The sequence below is a fragment of the Isoptericola sp. MSGPD8_1_ISO-PGPR-S23-394 genome (assembly GCF_058072785.1).
Genome location: NZ_CM176517.1, coordinates 3,893,724 through 3,908,808, shown reverse-complemented (window position 1 = coordinate 3,908,808; position 15,085 = coordinate 3,893,724). Strand labels below are relative to the sequence as shown.

13 protein-coding genes are annotated in these 15,085 nt (G+C 67.8%); 8 read left to right on the top strand and 5 right to left on the bottom strand.

Features of this window, described 5'->3' with window-relative positions:
* The first annotated feature begins 6 nt into the window (after positions 1-6).
* The 8 genes from AC3RJ8_RS17945 to AC3RJ8_RS17910 all read left to right on the top strand — a co-directional run bounded on the left by AC3RJ8_RS17945 (position 7) and on the right by AC3RJ8_RS17910 (position 8,157).
* Positions 7-2,211: a Mu transposase C-terminal domain-containing protein gene (locus AC3RJ8_RS17945; RefSeq protein WP_489713908.1), complete on the top strand. Its 2,205-nt coding sequence runs from the start codon at positions 7-9 to the stop codon at positions 2,209-2,211.
* Entirely contained in the window at positions 2,208-3,272 is a 1,065-nt protein-coding gene (locus tag AC3RJ8_RS17940) for a TniB family NTP-binding protein (RefSeq protein WP_489713907.1), read from the top strand. The genes AC3RJ8_RS17945 and AC3RJ8_RS17940 overlap by 4 nt, the downstream gene beginning before the upstream one ends.
* A complete protein-coding gene (locus tag AC3RJ8_RS17935; protein WP_489713906.1) occupies positions 3,269-4,786 on the top strand; it encodes a TniQ family protein in 1,518 nt (505 codons plus the stop codon). Before AC3RJ8_RS17940 ends, AC3RJ8_RS17935 begins: the two co-directional genes overlap by 4 nt.
* Positions 4,783-6,405 carry a TniQ family protein gene (locus AC3RJ8_RS17930; protein ID WP_489713905.1) on the top strand — a complete coding sequence of 541 codons (1,623 nt, stop codon included), beginning with the start codon at positions 4,783-4,785 and terminating at the stop codon, positions 6,403-6,405. The genes AC3RJ8_RS17935 and AC3RJ8_RS17930 overlap by 4 nt, the downstream gene beginning before the upstream one ends.
* Positions 6,402-6,773, top strand: coding sequence for a hypothetical protein (locus AC3RJ8_RS17925; RefSeq protein ID WP_489713904.1), 372 nt, complete (start codon positions 6,402-6,404; stop codon positions 6,771-6,773). The genes AC3RJ8_RS17930 and AC3RJ8_RS17925 overlap by 4 nt, the downstream gene beginning before the upstream one ends.
* Positions 6,770-7,309, top strand: a complete 540-nt coding sequence (locus AC3RJ8_RS17920; RefSeq protein ID WP_489713903.1) for an HAD domain-containing protein — start codon at positions 6,770-6,772, stop codon at positions 7,307-7,309. The genes AC3RJ8_RS17925 and AC3RJ8_RS17920 overlap by 4 nt, the downstream gene beginning before the upstream one ends.
* Positions 7,306-7,626: a WhiB family transcriptional regulator gene (locus AC3RJ8_RS17915; RefSeq protein ID WP_489713902.1), complete on the top strand. Its 321-nt coding sequence runs from the start codon at positions 7,306-7,308 to the stop codon at positions 7,624-7,626. The genes AC3RJ8_RS17920 and AC3RJ8_RS17915 overlap by 4 nt, the downstream gene beginning before the upstream one ends.
* A gap of 150 nt (positions 7,627-7,776) precedes the next feature.
* Positions 7,777-8,157 carry a hypothetical protein gene (locus AC3RJ8_RS17910; RefSeq protein ID WP_489713901.1) on the top strand — a complete coding sequence of 127 codons (381 nt, stop codon included), beginning with the start codon at positions 7,777-7,779 and terminating at the stop codon, positions 8,155-8,157.
* A 50-nt stretch (positions 8,158-8,207) separates the two neighbouring features.
* Here the strand turns inward: AC3RJ8_RS17910 and AC3RJ8_RS17905 are convergent, their stop codons facing one another.
* The 5 genes from AC3RJ8_RS17905 to AC3RJ8_RS17885 form a co-directional block, all read right to left on the bottom strand.
* Positions 8,208-8,546 (bottom strand): helix-turn-helix transcriptional regulator, encoded by a 339-nt coding sequence (locus tag AC3RJ8_RS17905; RefSeq protein WP_489713900.1) that lies wholly within the window; start codon positions 8,544-8,546, stop codon positions 8,208-8,210.
* Between the two features lie 333 nt (positions 8,547-8,879).
* On the bottom strand, positions 8,880-12,020 hold the full coding sequence (locus AC3RJ8_RS17900) for an NACHT domain-containing protein (protein WP_489713899.1): 3,141 nt from the start codon (positions 12,018-12,020) through the stop codon (positions 8,880-8,882).
* Positions 12,021-12,311: 291 nt separating this feature from the next.
* Entirely contained in the window at positions 12,312-13,475 is a 1,164-nt protein-coding gene (locus AC3RJ8_RS17895) for a GmrSD restriction endonuclease domain-containing protein (protein ID WP_489713898.1), read from the bottom strand.
* Positions 13,476-14,171: 696 nt separating this feature from the next.
* Complete coding sequence (locus tag AC3RJ8_RS17890) at positions 14,172-14,519, bottom strand: hypothetical protein (RefSeq protein ID WP_489713897.1); 348 nt, start codon at positions 14,517-14,519, stop codon at positions 14,172-14,174.
* Positions 14,516-14,839: a hypothetical protein gene (locus AC3RJ8_RS17885; protein WP_489713896.1), complete on the bottom strand. Its 324-nt coding sequence runs from the start codon at positions 14,837-14,839 to the stop codon at positions 14,516-14,518. Before AC3RJ8_RS17885 ends, AC3RJ8_RS17890 begins: the two co-directional genes overlap by 4 nt.
* Positions 14,840-15,085 lie beyond the last annotated feature (246 nt).

Genomic DNA, 15,085 nt, shown 5'->3' with positions numbered 1-15,085 from the left:
GGTGCCATGGTCCTGACCGATGACGGCACTGCCGTGGTGCTCCACATCGATCGGGCGGGAGTTGAGCTACGCGATGTACGCGGGGGAGTGAGCTTCGTCGATTGGCCGGACCTGCGCACCATGGAGCCCGTCGATGGAAGTGGCTCTGTTGGCGAGGTCGCGACCCTCGGGAGCTTTGCAGAGGTGTGGAACCGCGTGGACGAGGCGGCCAGGACCGAGGCGCTGCAGCGCCTCGGGATCGTGCAGGAGATCACCACGGGCTACCGACACGGCCACCGGGAGCTCGCCCTACCGGAGGAACCGTCCGAACTGTTCGATCCGGCCCTTGGGACTTCGCTCACCGAACGCTGTAGACGGATGGCCGCGCGGCTGTCGCATGAGTCGCAATCTTCCAGGGCTGCAGCACCCGCGAGCGTGGTGTCCGCCAGCACGGTGCGGCTGTGGCTGCGGAATTGGGAGACCGGAGGGTTGATCGGTCTGATGGATGGCCGGCGCGCCAAAGCCGTCGAGGTGTTCGCGACGATTCCACTGGAGTGGCGCCAAGCTGCCCAGGATGTGATCGCTGGCTTCGACGGTGATGTCTCGACCGTGAGCCTGCGCGAGGTTCACCGTCGAATCAAGGTGCAGTTGCGCGAGAATGGTCTGGATATCGCGGCTCCGCAGCGGGCGGCTGGTAAGTACCTCAGCCACCTGATGCGCTCGCGTGGGGGCAACACACGGGCGCAGCGATCCAACAAGTTGCGAGGTGTTGGGGGTACGGAATCTTTTCCCGCGATGGTGCCGGGCCAGGTGGTCGCGATCGACGTCACCCGAGCGGACGCGATGGTGTGGTGCCCGGTGCGGGGCGGCTCGTGCAGTGTCGAGATCATCTCGGCGATGGACATGGCTACCCGGGTGATCCTCGCGCTGCGAGTGGTGCCGTTGAGCGCGGACTCCCACGACGCCGCGATGCTCATGTACGACGCCATGCGTCCCTTCTCTCAGGTGGTCGAGGGCACCGAGGTCTCGGATTGGGCCTGGGCCGGCGTCCCGCAGAAGATCGATTTCTACACCGATGAGCCGGACGCGGATCCGGACTGCTCCGGCATCGAGGTGTCCTGCCCCAGGACCTGCCGGCACATGCACACCGCGCCGGGCCTGCAGGGCACGCACATGGTGCCGGGAGTGCGGCCCTCGTCGGTTCGATCCGACCATGGGTCGATCTTCGTGTCCCAAGTCTTCCGAGAGCTATTGGCCAGGTTCGGGATCGACTCGCCGTTGTCGCGTAAAGGCCGCCCGATCGACAACGGTATTCTTGAGCGCTATCACGAGACGCTCCAACGTGGGCTGCAGCAGTTGTCTGGCTACAAGGGGCGCAACGTCGCCGAGCGAGGCCGAAAGGTCGGAACCCCAGGCGGGCACAAAGCTGATCCACTCTTGACGGCGCCCGAGCTCGAACGGTGGCTGCGGCGTTGGATCGTGCTGGACTACCACCGCACACCCCACAGCGGACTGCGCATCCCTGGTGCGGAAGGCACCGACGTGCGCCCGATCGAGTTGTTCGATGCGCTCTTGAAGCTGACCGGCCGACTGCACGTTCCGCAGCGCCCCGACTTGATCTACGACTTCTTGCCGGTCCGGTGGGGTACCGTAAACTCAAGCGGAGTCGAATTCAATGACCTGGTGTACGACTGCCGAGAACTCGATGGATATCGCCATGCCCCCACGGGTATGTTCCGGGCCCAGGATCGGGCGATGCCGTTTCACTACGACCCGCACGACGTCACTCGGATCTGGTTCCGACATCCCGATACCGGCCGCATCGTCGAGGTCCCGTGGCGCAAGGCGCACCTAGTGGACGCCCCGCTGACGCAAGCGCTGGCTCGCGAGATTCGCGCCCTGGCGCAACGGCGCCCAACCGGCGCACGCCTGAATCGGAAGGTCGCTGAGGACGAGATCATCGCCGAGCTCGGCACGCTACTGGACGGCGTGGTTCCCAAGGCATGGCGCAAGCGGATCGGTGCAGCGCGGATGCGATTCCACGCTTCTCGTCGCGGCCACACCGAGGCCGAGGCCGCAAGTACCGTTGCAGACGCGGTGGCACACGCGGCAAGAGGAGACGATCTGACTCCGCAGGAGCCTCGGCGTGCGGAGGAGGCGGACGACTACTCGATCTGGGCGGAGTACTGGGACTTCGACCCGCCGCCTCCCTCGGCGGGGGATGCCGCATGAAGGCCGAGCTGTGGCACGAGCATGCGCGGGAGACTCGACGGCGGCGCCCGGTAATGATGACCGTCGAGCAGCTTCGCGGGTTGAGGCCGACGGCGCGCCGACGGGAGGTTCGGGACCGACGTCTCTGGATGCGGGGGCAGCAGTACGACTGGCCCCAGAAGGGCCGCGTCGAGAGGCTCCTGACTGAGTGCGTGGAAGACAATGAAGTACTCGGCCATGGGGCGAAGGACATCGTCGCCCTCGACGCTCTCAACGGGGTCGGCAAGTCCACCTTGGTGCGGTCGTGGGCGATGGGCCTGTACAAGGAGATCATCGGCACGGCGCTCCAGTCTCCTCAGGTTCCGGTGTGGGAACCACGTCCGGGGGTGCGGGCCAGTCATGTGCCCATCGTGTGGGTGAATCTCTCGTCAGCGACGACTATCAAGGATTTCAACACGGCGATCTTGGCGTACCTCGGATATCCGGTCGACGGCACGATCCGTGCGCTGAACCAGCGCATTTATCAGGCGATCGACCTGCATCGCGTCCGGGTGCTGATCGTCGACGACGCTCACCTGCTCAAGACCGGTGCTCAGCCGGGTCGCGACGTGCTCGACCACATCAAGCACGTGAACACGGAGTTGGGAGAGCGAGACGGCACGGTAGTCCTGGTGGGCGCGAGACTTGCCGATCACCCGATCCTTGAGGATCCGCAGATCCGCAATCGTCTGCGTTACGAGCGCATCAAGCCGATGGGTGTCGACACCGCCGAGGCGCGCGCAGCGTGGCAGGAGTTCCTGTACGGGATCGAGCAGGCCGTCCTTCCCTTTCTTCCGGCAGCGCAGCCGGGACTGCTCGCCGGCAGGCACGCCCCGCACATCTGGCGTCGCACCCAGGGATTCGTGGGCGACGTTGCTGAGCTCGTGACTCGTGCGGCCCTCAGTGCCGCCGAGGACGACCTGTGGACGATCACGCCCAAGCATGTCGAGGAAGCCGAGCTCAAGGAGCGGGCCAAGCGCGAGGCGCTTGACGTCGCACGGCGGGCTAGGAAGCCGCGGGCGCGGCGTTCGGCGGCGGCATGAGTCTGCTGCCCGTTCGGCCACAACCAGCGCCGGGGGAACACCTGCACTCGTTGGCCGAGCGGACCATCCGACTGAACACCGCGCAGCCGGCCGCGATGCGACTGCGCGCTCAGATCCGGCGAGAAGCACCCAGTGCGGCCTTCTACTCTGCGCTGTCCGCAGCCATCGGGACCGCGGGCCCGGTACTGCGTGACATGACCCTGGAGATCTACCCGAATTCCCTGGTGGGGCATGGGAATCGGCGCAACGCGACCGCGCGGACGTGGCGGCTGCCCGGGGTGCGCTGGTCGTGCCCGGCATGCACCGCACGCAGGGGCGTGTTCCTGCGGGACTGGCAGCTCGCGGTGCACCCGCTCTGCACCGGCTGTCCGAGGCTGCTGCAACTCTCTCCCCGAGATGGCACCTACGACGCCGGTCTGGTGCCTGACGATGACGCGCTCGGGGTGCAGGAGCGCATCGCGTATCACCTGCAGGTGCAGAGGAGCTCGACCACAGTGCTGCCGCACTTCCGGGCGGTCTACCGGCTCACCACGCTGTTGGCGACCACTGCGGACGATGACTGGCCGCCCGTGTCGGGGTGGGAAGCCGACGTGACTCGCGTAGCGGGGGAGAGGTACCGGGACTGGGCCAAACGTCCGCCACGCGACCCCGCCCAGGCCGTCCTCGTCCTGGAGGCGTGGCGCGGGATTGAGTCGCCCTCTCGTGGTGGGCGCCTCATGACTGAGGGGTGGCAGCGCCTGCGCGAGCACTCGAACCCTGCCGTGCGCGCGCTGGAGGACACCTGGCATACCGTCCTGCCACGCCCACCGGCGCCCTCGATGCGACTACCCGGAGCACCAGTCGAAAGAGCCTCCTGGGAAGAGGTCGAGCGTCTCGCCACCGACCTCGAGACGATGACGAGATCGTCCGGGTTAGGGCCGCAGCACGTACCGGCATGGCTCACCCTGGACGCCGAACGGTTCGCGCCGCCACCGGCCCAGTGGGCCTTGCGCGCAGAGCTCGCCGTCGTGACACGGGCGCTCCTGGCGAGCCCGGGACGGGCCAAGGCCTCGGCATTTCGTGCCAAGACCGAACTGGGGCTGCCCAGGGCACATCTTCCCGTGAGCCGATGGGTGCAGGAAGAACGGGGCATCACTCCAAAGAATGCTGAGCTGGTCCGCGACTTCGCGAGACGCCTGGTCACCGAGGACCTCGTGGACTATGCCGAACGGCGGCGGCATCTCGTCTGGGGAGCCGACTCGCGACGCCAGCTCCGCGCCGTGATGGACCTGTACGCCATCCCCGGAACCCTGACGGCCACGTGGGGATGGATGTGGATCTTCCTCACTCGCGGGCCACGCTCCACCCGTCGGGCTACCGATGCTGCCTGCGTGCTCGACGAGCGCCTTGATCCTGAGCAGCGGTACCTGCTGGCGGACGCAGCTCACGAGATCCTCGCCGAGGTCATCGATCCGACCGGGCTCACCGCCTCAGGTGCGCACGGGGCGCCTGACCGGGAGAGGGAATCGGCTTGAACGGGCTCCCCATCCAGTACGGGCCCGGCCACGGCCAGCCCGTCGATGACTGGCTGGAGCATCTCGCGCAGGACAACGGGATGACGAGCGCGCACCTATGCGCCACGCTGCGCCGCCACGGCGCCACCACCAGATTCCTGCCTGTTGCGCTGACAGAACCGACCGCGCGGACGCTGGTGGCCCTCACAGGCACCCTGATCGGCGCAGCCCGGGCCGCGACATTGAGCCGGTACGACGGAACAGGGGCACTCGATCTTTCAGGCTTCGACCCGACGCGGTGGACGACATGGCGACGTGTAGCGGCCCGCGGATGGGTCCACGCCACCGGCTCATCCGCATGCCCACGATGCCTGAACGACGACGGACTGTGGCACCTGGGATGGCGCCTGCCCACGACCACGATCTGCACGCGCCACCACGCCTACCTGATCGACGCGTGCCCGGACTGCGGCCGGCGCCTTCTCGACCATGCCCACACCCCGCTACGGCGCGCAGCCGGCACCCGCTGCCTCAACCCCATCACCGGCCGCGACGGCTGCCAACAGGACCTCCGCCTGGTGGACACCGAACCAGCGCCCAGCAAAGCAGTGGCACGACAACAACGCCACGACACCGCACTCGCCCGCAACGATGTCCAGGTGCTCGGCCGTCCCGTGCCTGGCAAGCAGTATTTGCAGGACTCTCGAGCGCTGGCGGTGCTCCTGCTACACCTGGCGCAGCGCCCCGGTGCCGAGCTCCTCGCCGGATGGTCCGAGCAGGTCCGCGCTGAGGCGGCGGGCCGGACGCGTTGGCACCTGTGCCCTCCGTCGGCGTCGCGGCTGCGTTCCGCGGTGCTCGACACCACCGATGAGCTTCTCACCCTGCCCAACGTGGAAGCTGCCACCGAGCAACTGGCCCCATGGGTGGAACTGGTCCCACCTGGGCCGGAATCGCGCCTCGGGTGGCTGGCCGATCACACCCGGATGACTCCCACGCTGACGCGCCTGGTCATGGCGACGCTCGCACCCCATCGACGAGTCAGCCACGCCCTAGCAGCACGCCCACGCCGCCTCGATCAGAGCACGATTCCCCAAGTCCTCCCCGCCGATCTCTACCACCAGCAGGCGGCCGGCCTGTTCACGACCCGGGAACACACCCCCCGCCTGTTCCTGTCGCTGTGCCTGGCCCGCAGATCCGGTGCCGGCACGTGGGCGGAGGCTGCCACGCTACTGGGCCTCGATCCAGATCTGGGGACCCGCACGGCACGAGCGGTCAGCGCCCGCAGCACCCTCGATCCCCACGCCCTGACCGAGGTCCTCGACCGAATAGCCGAGCTGCTGGGCATCGACTACTGCGCCCGGGAGGAAGTGATAGGCCGGCTCGCCCGACGTCGTGCCTGGTTCGAGGACTGGAGCGCCGAGCACCGTCCCGGCACCCGCGCCGAGTCCCATCGCTTCGCCGTCACGTGGCTGTGGGAGCACTGGGCCCACGCCCTGGTGACCACGAGTCCGGGCTGGCCAGCCCCGCCGGACCGGTTCGAGCGCGCGCTGTACCGGCAGTTCGCCACCTCGCTACGACAGCCCGCCACCGATGCACTCACCGACCTCGCACACCAGACCGTCCAGCAGGAGCAACGATGACCACACCCCCCGAAGGCCAACACGACAGGGACTCCTCGACCCCGTCGCACGGGTCGATCCTGCAGGACGGGTCTGTGCGCGATGACGTCGCCCGCGCGGTCGTACGGTTCGTCGCGGCCTACCGTCGCACCCACCGCAAGGGACCGACCTGGCGCGAAGTCGGCGAACACATGGGCTGGAGTCACGGTCAGGCGAGCTTCGCGATCAACCGCCTGCGTTGGGAGCGGATCCTGTACGCCACCCGCGAGCCGCGCTCCTTGCAGCTCCACGCGCGGATCACGCCGCGCAAGCGACCACGACGCAAGCCAGAGAGCCGTGACGAGCCCGAGCGGACTCCCGCAACTGAGCCGAAGGACCCGGCGCCATGAACGCGGGCGGAGAACCACAGCCCGACGAGAGCTTCACCGCAGTCGGCTCCGACTCGCGGCCCGCTCCGTTGCTCATCGTCGACCTCGACGGCGTCATCAGCCCGTACGGCACCAGCCCTCACGACGGACTGCGCCTTGCCCGAGTTGGCGGGCACCGCCTGCTCTACCGCCCAGACGTCATCGACGGACTCAACGCGCTACACCGCACGGGGACAGCCCACCTGCGGTGGCTGACCAGCTGGGGCAACGACGCCCGCACCCACGTGGCACCAGCGCTCGGCCTGGTCGACTTCCCTCTCCTGGCGGCCCTGGACCAGTCAGCCTCTCAGGGCCGGTGGCCCAAGCTCGACGCGATCCGGCGCCACGTCCCACCGGGAGGACGCTTCGCCTGGGTCGACGACGACCTGACGCCCGCCCACCAGCGCGAGACCCGCAGAACCTACGGGACGCGTTGCCTGCTACTGCGACCAGCGCCGACGGTCGGGCTGACCGCCGACGAACTGGCCCGAGCCCGTGGCTTCCTGGAGAACGCATGATTGCGCCGGGTTCACCGGATGTCGCCAGCCTCACCAAGAATCTGGCCGCCGCCATCTGGGCGGAGCTCGTTCTTGGACCACCCGCGCGGATCGAGCCTGCCTGGCACCGCGATGCTGCCTGTGGCGCAGACACCCGCTTCCATGCCCCGGACGGGACTGGCAGCCTGGCCGCGCTACGGCGAGTGTGCTCCGAGTGCCCGGTGGCCACCGACTGCCTGCGCGAAGCACTCCAGACCGAGAGATCTCGCTACGTCAGCGCCGTCGGCGTCCGTGCCGGACTGACCCCGAGCCAACGGGACCGCCTGCGTCGAGGGTGAGGACACCCGCGCACCAGGGCTGCCACAAGATGCTGGCCGGCAGCTGCCATGCGCGTGATGCTGGCAACGGGCCTCACGCCAGCGGGAAGAATGTGGATTCGCTGTGGGATCACCGTGGCTGTTATGAGCCATAGGCGTAGTGTCGATCCCATGGACGACAGCATCAGCGACCGGGCGCACGCGATTTCGATGCAGATAGACATCCACGATCTGGTGCGAGCGCTGAACGAGAACCTCGGGCCGACGATCACGCAGACGATCGCCGGCGCGAAGGACCGCACGATGCCGAGCAAGTGGGCCAAGACCGGCGGGCCGACGCCACGCCTTGACGCCCAACGCAGGCTCCGCCTGGGCTATCGGGTCTGGTGGACGCTACAGAGCCGCCAAGGCCCAGCCACAGCCCTTGCCTGGATCGTCGGCGCGAACCCCCGACTCGACGAGAACATCCCGCTCCAGTACATCGTCGAGGAACGCGCACCCGAAGTCCTCGGAGCAGCACTCGCCTTCGTCGAGGACGTCTACGCACCCTGACGGGGCATCGAGGGCTTGCGGGCAGGAGTCATGGCCCACCAACCGTTGCATCAGCCCCCGGTTGCCTCGGCTGCTGCCGTGTTCGCTGGCACGAGCGCCAGCCGCAAGCCCAGTACCGCGGCGAGTCGGAGGAGCGTGTCACGAGTCGGATTGCCCAGTCCACGCTCGATCCGGGAGACCTCCGCCTGCTGAACGGCAGCCAACTCAGCCAGTCGCACCTGCGTCAGGCCCGCGGCTTCGCGAGCCGCGCGCAGCTCGGCTCCAAGTGCGACCTGCGCCGCGAGTTCGGCATCGACCTGCTCACCTAGATTCGCTGCGATCCGGGCAGCGTCAGGGCTCCATGCCTGGCGAGAGCGGGACGCCAACTGCTCGTACGGACGGGTAGACATGTCTCGCCTCCTGCGGCACGAGAGGTTCGCGCCGACTCGGCGATCATGTCGCATAACACATAGAACTTGCCACCTGAACTAGGTGTGATGCCCAGTCACGTTGTTGTCTTGTACTACCGGTAGGTGGGTTGCTCGTCGACCTTGAACCAACCCTCGCTCCTGGCAACGCTCAAGAGAGAGTCGCGCGACTTCACACCATCACGTGCAGGCGGCGTGCCGTTGCTCGCGGGCGAGGTATGACCGTTGCGACGCTCAATCAAGGAGCTGAGCTGGGCGCCGCCCCCATTGGCTTCCACGGGGCGCGCGCTGAGCCAGCCAGACGCCGTCACGGTTTCAGCCGGCGCGTAGGACCGCTCGCTTGCGCTGCGGCGAAAGCTCTTCGAGGCCGGCTTCCAGCGTCGGCAGCAGTTGGGAAACGACTGCTCCCGATGCGACGCTCCACAGGGCGAACGACCACTCTGCACGCCCGAGGTCGTCGTCCTCGATGACCTTCACCTGCGCCCGCCACCAGGCGGCGTCGTGGGCGTGGGCGCGCGTCTGAGCGAGCAGTTCGGAGGGGTGGCCGCTCGACCCGAACGCCGTCGCCCCCGGCCGCTTGGTGTATCCCAGCCGCATTGGGGAGGCGGCGCCGATGATTGCGATCTCGGACGCGAGCCAGCAGTGTCCTGCGTGTGCGTGCAGCGCAGCGGCGGTGTTCTGCCAGGGGAACGTGCTGCCTTTGTGCCCTGCCTTGAAGGCCCGATGCTTGGCGATCGCGGCGTACGGGGAGCGAGCCTTGCCGAGCTGGCCGATGGCGTCGCTTCGCAGCCGGTCGGCGTCGCTCGAGGCGGCGAACCCTGTCTCCGACGCCGCGAAGAAACTGCGCGGTGCGAGCGCCGCAGCAACCTGGGCCGGCATCGACCGGACGGATGTCACGTTCGCGCATTGTCCGTCGAGTACGGCGGCGAGCAGGTCCCTCTCGAGTGGGCTACCTGGTGGCGGGAGGAGTCCCGTACTGAGGAAGGCTTCGGCTGCGCCATCGGACAGGTCAATCCCGTCGAGGTCTGCGGTGCGCCCGGCTGCGGCTTCGCATCGCGCCGCCAGCGCCAGCCAGGGCTTCTGGCGGGGTGTGCCGACTGTTTCTGCGAGGCTGGCGTACCACCACGCGGCGAATGCCTCGCGTTGGTTCAGTAGCTCGCGCAGCGCCCGCGTGTACAGCTCGTTGGTCGGGTCGGACGGATGCTGCGCGAGCAGCGCAGTCAGGCGCGCCCACGTCGGGTCGGTGTCTCCGTCCGCAACGTACGGGAGCTGCGGCAGAGCGACAATGTCTCGCCGGTCGAGCGCAGGCAAGAGTACGGCCAGCCCGGCATCCGAGCAGAGGGCTGCGATGACCTTGCGGGCTTCGCGGGGGCGACGTTGGAAGACACCGTCGGTGAGCAGCGCCCACGCGGCGAGGAACGATGCGGGCGGTGCACCCGAGGACAGTTCTTCCTCGATGCCGGCGGTGAGCGCGAAGATATCCCGGTCTTTCGCGTTGCCGCCGTAGAACCGGGCGGTGTTCAGCCAGTACGGCCGGCGAAGCAGCTCGCGCAGGACGGTGGTGCTATCGAAGCCGGGTACGCCTTCGCCGGCGTTCCGGTACAGGAACCGGGCGGCGAAGTACTCGCGCAGCGAGAGGACCTCGAACTCGAAGGTTCCGTCGACCTTGCTGGTCAGGGCCCGCAGGCGGTCGCTGGCGCCCTCGAACAGCGAGTCGACGACCGACACTGGGTTGCCATAGGTCATCTGGAAGTGCCGGATCGCCGCCTTGAGGTCTCCGACGCCCATCCGACTGTTAATCGGAGTCTGCTCGGTGTGGGCGTGCAGGTACCAGCCGAGGAAGGGGATGATCTCCAGCAGTTCGTCCTTGTGGTCGCGTACCGCCTTCGGGTGCTTGTTCGCTTCGCGGGCCAGCAGCAGGTCGACGTACTTGTCGTACAGGTCGGTCCGCTGGGTGGGGGTGGCGAAGCCCTGCTGGTGGATGAGGTCGAGCAGGATTGTGAGCTGCATGGGGTTGCCCGCCAGCTCGTCGATGTAGGGCTCCTGGCTCTTGTCCTTGAACCCATTCCGCAGCGTGCGTCCGTCCTTGCCGCGGATCCCGCGCACCGCGCACCACTTGCGCAGGTAAGTATCCCGTTGCTGGGTGGTCAACTGATTGAGAGAGATGACCTCGAAGTGCTTCGCGGATGGCTCGGGCAGTTCTCCGGCGCTCGGGCGCGTGGTGACAACCACCTGGGGTGGGACGAGGTAGGACGCAGCACGTGCGGCGAACTTGTCGATCGCGGCGACCACCCGGCCGCGCACTGCGGGGCTGCCGACCTCGTCCAAGCCGTCCAGTACGACGAGGCTCGGCACCCGGCTGAAGATCCCTTGGACGTCATCGGCCGTGACGGAGGCGCCGCCGCCCTCGTGGGTCATCAGGTCGGCTAGGAAGCACTCGACCGTGGCATGCGCTCCCTTACGCGCCTTGTTACGGCTGCGTCTTTGGTCGTCCGTGTCGCTCCACACATCGACGCCGCTCATCCAGCGTGCGTAGTCACTGAGGTCGAGCCGAACGGGGAAGCGCGGCTGGTGCGGGATAGGGAGCTTCGCTGGGCGCTGCGCCTGTGGCAGGAACGGGCTTCGGTGCACCTGGCACAGGTATTGGCTCAGGGTCGACTTTCCCTGCCCAGGGGCGCCGCGTACGAGGGTGAAGGGCGTAGTCGCGCTAGCCAGGTAGTCGGCCGCGCCGCCGAGTGAAGGAGACGCGAGAGCCTGGGCGGTCCGGATGGACGGGGTATGCACCCGATCGGCGGTGACATCGACGAATAGGTCCACCACCTGCTGCCGGTCGACGTCGGATTGGCTGAACTTGACCTGCCTGTCCTCTTCCCACTGTGAGGCAACGACCTTGCGGACGAGTTGGCGGGTGCCCTTGTCCTTGCTCGCGTCGGCGTGCTCAGTGATCAGGTACCGCACCAGGTCCCAGCCAGCCAGCATCTCTGCGTAGGCCCACTTGGTCGCTGTCGGAGCGTTGTCGACCCACCCGTTCAGTGCCTCGCGCCAGAAGCACGTCATCTCTTCGAAGCCGAACGTCTTCGCGTGGGCTTCCAGTTTCCTATTGAGTGTGTCGAACGTGCCGACACTGGGCTTCGCCGTGCTCGGGACGTTCGTGATCAGTGCATACCGGCGGACTCCTTCTGCGGCGAGACGGCGCAGGCTGTCCTCCTCGTCTCGCACGACCTGCTCGAGCCATGAGACCGGGTCCTTCTCCCTGCCGTTCACCGACCACTTGACCTGGTAGATCAGGAGCTGTCCAGTCTCGTCACGGCGCAGACCGTCGCGCCCGCCGTCGGCCTGGCGCAGGGCCATTGGGGTGAACCCAGGAAACTGGTCGGCGAGCAGCGCGCCGGCGAGCTGCTGGAAGTCGTGGTCACCGAGGCGCTCGAACAGGTACTTTTGCCGACTCTCAGGCACGGGTCCTCCCTTGGATCTTGCATGCTCGCGTCCCCGACGGTACCGGTCGCATCCGACAGACATGGCCTGTAGCGACACTGCTGAGACGGTGGACGCAACGACCCAGTTCGCTGGCTGCTGGGTCTCCCGGCACAGGTCTCGGGTGACCACGGACCCGCTCTCTTGCCTCGGCAGCACCTTCGCCCGCTCCGGACGTCTCTCGGCACTTGCACTCGTCGTCGTAGGCAAATTCATGGCCGATTACGCCCACACAGATTCGACCGCCCAACAGCAGCTGGACTACCTCTGCTACTACTCGCAGCCGACTCCGTCGCCGTCGCGGTCGAGGTGGCTGGCGTAGCCCGGGTCGCCACGGTGGACGGGAGCGGCGCCGGCGTCGCGGGCGGCGGTGCAGTTCTCGTAGTAGACGGACTCCACCTCCGGCTCTGGCTCTGGCTCAGGTTCGGGTTCCGGCTCGGGGGTGGGTGCGGGCTTCTCGGTCACCTTGACCTTCGGAGCGAGGCCGCCCTTGGGCAGGGGTTCGTCTTGGCACTTCGGCTTCGAGAGCACGCGCTCCATGGCGTCGTGCTCGGCCTGCGTGACCCACAGCTTGTAGGTCTTCTTCACCGCGATCTGGCGGGCGACGTACTGGCAGCGGAACGCCTTGTTCGACGGCAGCCACGTCGCGGCGTCACCGTCGCCCTTGGCCGCGTTGGCCGGCCCGTCAACGGCGAGGAGGTTCAGCGGGTCGTTCGCGAACTGGCGCCGGGCCTCCTCGCTGATCTGCTGGGCGCCCTTCTGCCACGCGTCCGACAGCGCGACGACGTGGTCGATCTGCACGGCCGTCGAGGTCGACTGCCCGCGCTGGAACGCGATCGCCGTCGCGGTGAACGGGTCGGCCAGGTTGCCCGTGAGCACGACACAGTCCTGAGTCCCAGGCTTGTAGGTTTCGTCGGTCAGGTCACGGGTCAGGATGTCGTTGCGGGTGTCGCACCCGTTGCGGTCCACGTCCGCCCACGCGGCGCCGAACTCGTCGCGGTCATAGCCCGTCTTCGGAGCACGCCCCTTGACCTCGAGGTCGTCCAGCGTCGCGAGGGCAGTGCCCTTGCCCGCCTTGATCTTCGTGCCGTCGTCGGCATTGGCGTCCGCGGCCTCATCGCTCGACTCTTCGGCGTCACCCTCGTCGGTCTCACCATTGGCGGCGGCGGACTCCGAGGTCTCGCTGTCCATCGTCGAGTTGTCCGTGGCCGCAATACTCGGCTCGGACAGCGCGCCCGTCGCGGAGTCTTCGAGGTCTGCGCAGCTCGACAGGCCGAGTGCCAGGATCGTGGCGAGCCCGATCGAGGACACGAGGTTCCTGCGAACGAGCGGTTCGACTGATGGGCGACTCACGATCGACGGCTCCCTGCGTTGGGTGTTGAGCCGATCAGTATGCCGGGGCCATCGCCCGAGCCGACCCGTATGCCCAGATTTCACCCGGTCGGATCTTGGGCTTCCGTACCTCCTTCGCCCGGTGCGCTGCTCGCCCCACGACCTCTCGGTCTGTCGCGATGAAGTCGTCCGTTGCAGTGGAGGGTTCCGACCTGGGCGCTGCGTCGGTCCAAGCACCGGGTCCGCGTGAACCATCGCGGTTCTGCTGCCGCAGCTGGGGGCCCGCTTGCTGCGGCTCCATGGGTCGGGCCTCGTCGCTTGCGTCTGCTACCAGCCGGTCCCGTCGATCTCGCAGAGCTGGTAGGCGTTGCCGAGGTCGTCGTAGATGGTCCCCGTGCGCAACGCGAGTGAGGTATCGCCAGGGCAAATACCAATCCCGGTGCCACTGAGCTCTGTCAGTACCAACGCGCGTTCGAGGTCGCCGGCCGACTGCCCTTCGGGACCTGCCGGCCCCGAAGGGCCAGGGGGACCCTGGAGCCCTGGCTCGCCGCGCGGCCCCTCGGGCCCGGGAGTCCCGGGAGAGGACTTGGCGGACGCGACCGCGTACCCCACGAAGCCCCCAGCCACGGGCCCGAGGGTCACCGAGCAGATGAGTGCAGCGATAGCGAGGCGCCGGCCGTCGGAAGGAGCCATATTGGGCACGCTAGCGATTGAACCGTGCGCATGGACGACGCCAGCCGGGTGAATCCGCAGCACCACGATCGTCACTCGAAGGTGCCGTCACAAGCACTCCGGGTCTGGTCAGGTCCGCTCGCGCTGCTTCTGCGGTCCAGGTGACGGCCGCTTTTGAACCAGGGCCGAATCAAGGGGCAGGCAGGGTCGGCACCGGGCGTTGCGCGCCGTCGAGGAGGTCGGTGCATGAGCACTCCGAACAACCGGCGCCGCGAGCCGGGAGACATTAGCGGTGAGGCCGTCCTCGTGTGGCTCGGCGCCGTGACCGTAACCGACGTCGTCCGAGGACCGGGTGCGCTCGGCGTCCACCTGGGCGCGCTCCTGCTCGGCCGGCTCGACAGGGGACCGCACCGCGGCCGTGTTTGCTCCCGTGTCCTCGGCGTCGAGGCCATCGCGGGTGCGCAGCTCTTCACTCATGTGCTGCTCAGCCCGGACGGCTTCGGGGTCCCCGTGAACCCACGCGCGGGCCACTGGTAGGTGGGCCCGATCTGCTCGGCACCCGCGCGATCCCACCAGTCCCCGCGGTGCACGCGCGCGAAGTCAGTACGGGCGGCGCGATGCTCGGTGTCCATGTCTGAGCGCAGCTCGCGTGCTCCCTGCTCGCTGGTGGCCTGCGCGCGCCGTAGGGCGTCCTCGTGGGCGCGGGCAAGGCGTTCACCCACCTGACCAGCAGCGGAGACCAAGACGCGCAACTGGCCCTCGAACGCTTCCTCGATGCCGTCTGATTCGTCGACCATCGCAGCTGTCCCTTCCTATCGTTCGGGGCCTCGGTCCGGGCATCGTGTGGTGGTCTGTCGTGTGCGCTGGGCTTCGACCTGGTTGGGCACCAGCGAGGGGAGGTTCCCCACATTCGGTACGACGCCGCTTGTAGGGGCAGCGCCCCATGCCGCGTGTGGGAGCGCTTCACCGGCCCCTCGGCGAACTCTTGCAGAGTAGACGTCCCTTGTGTAGTTTTTGCTCATTCATCGGACAGAGGTGTCCAG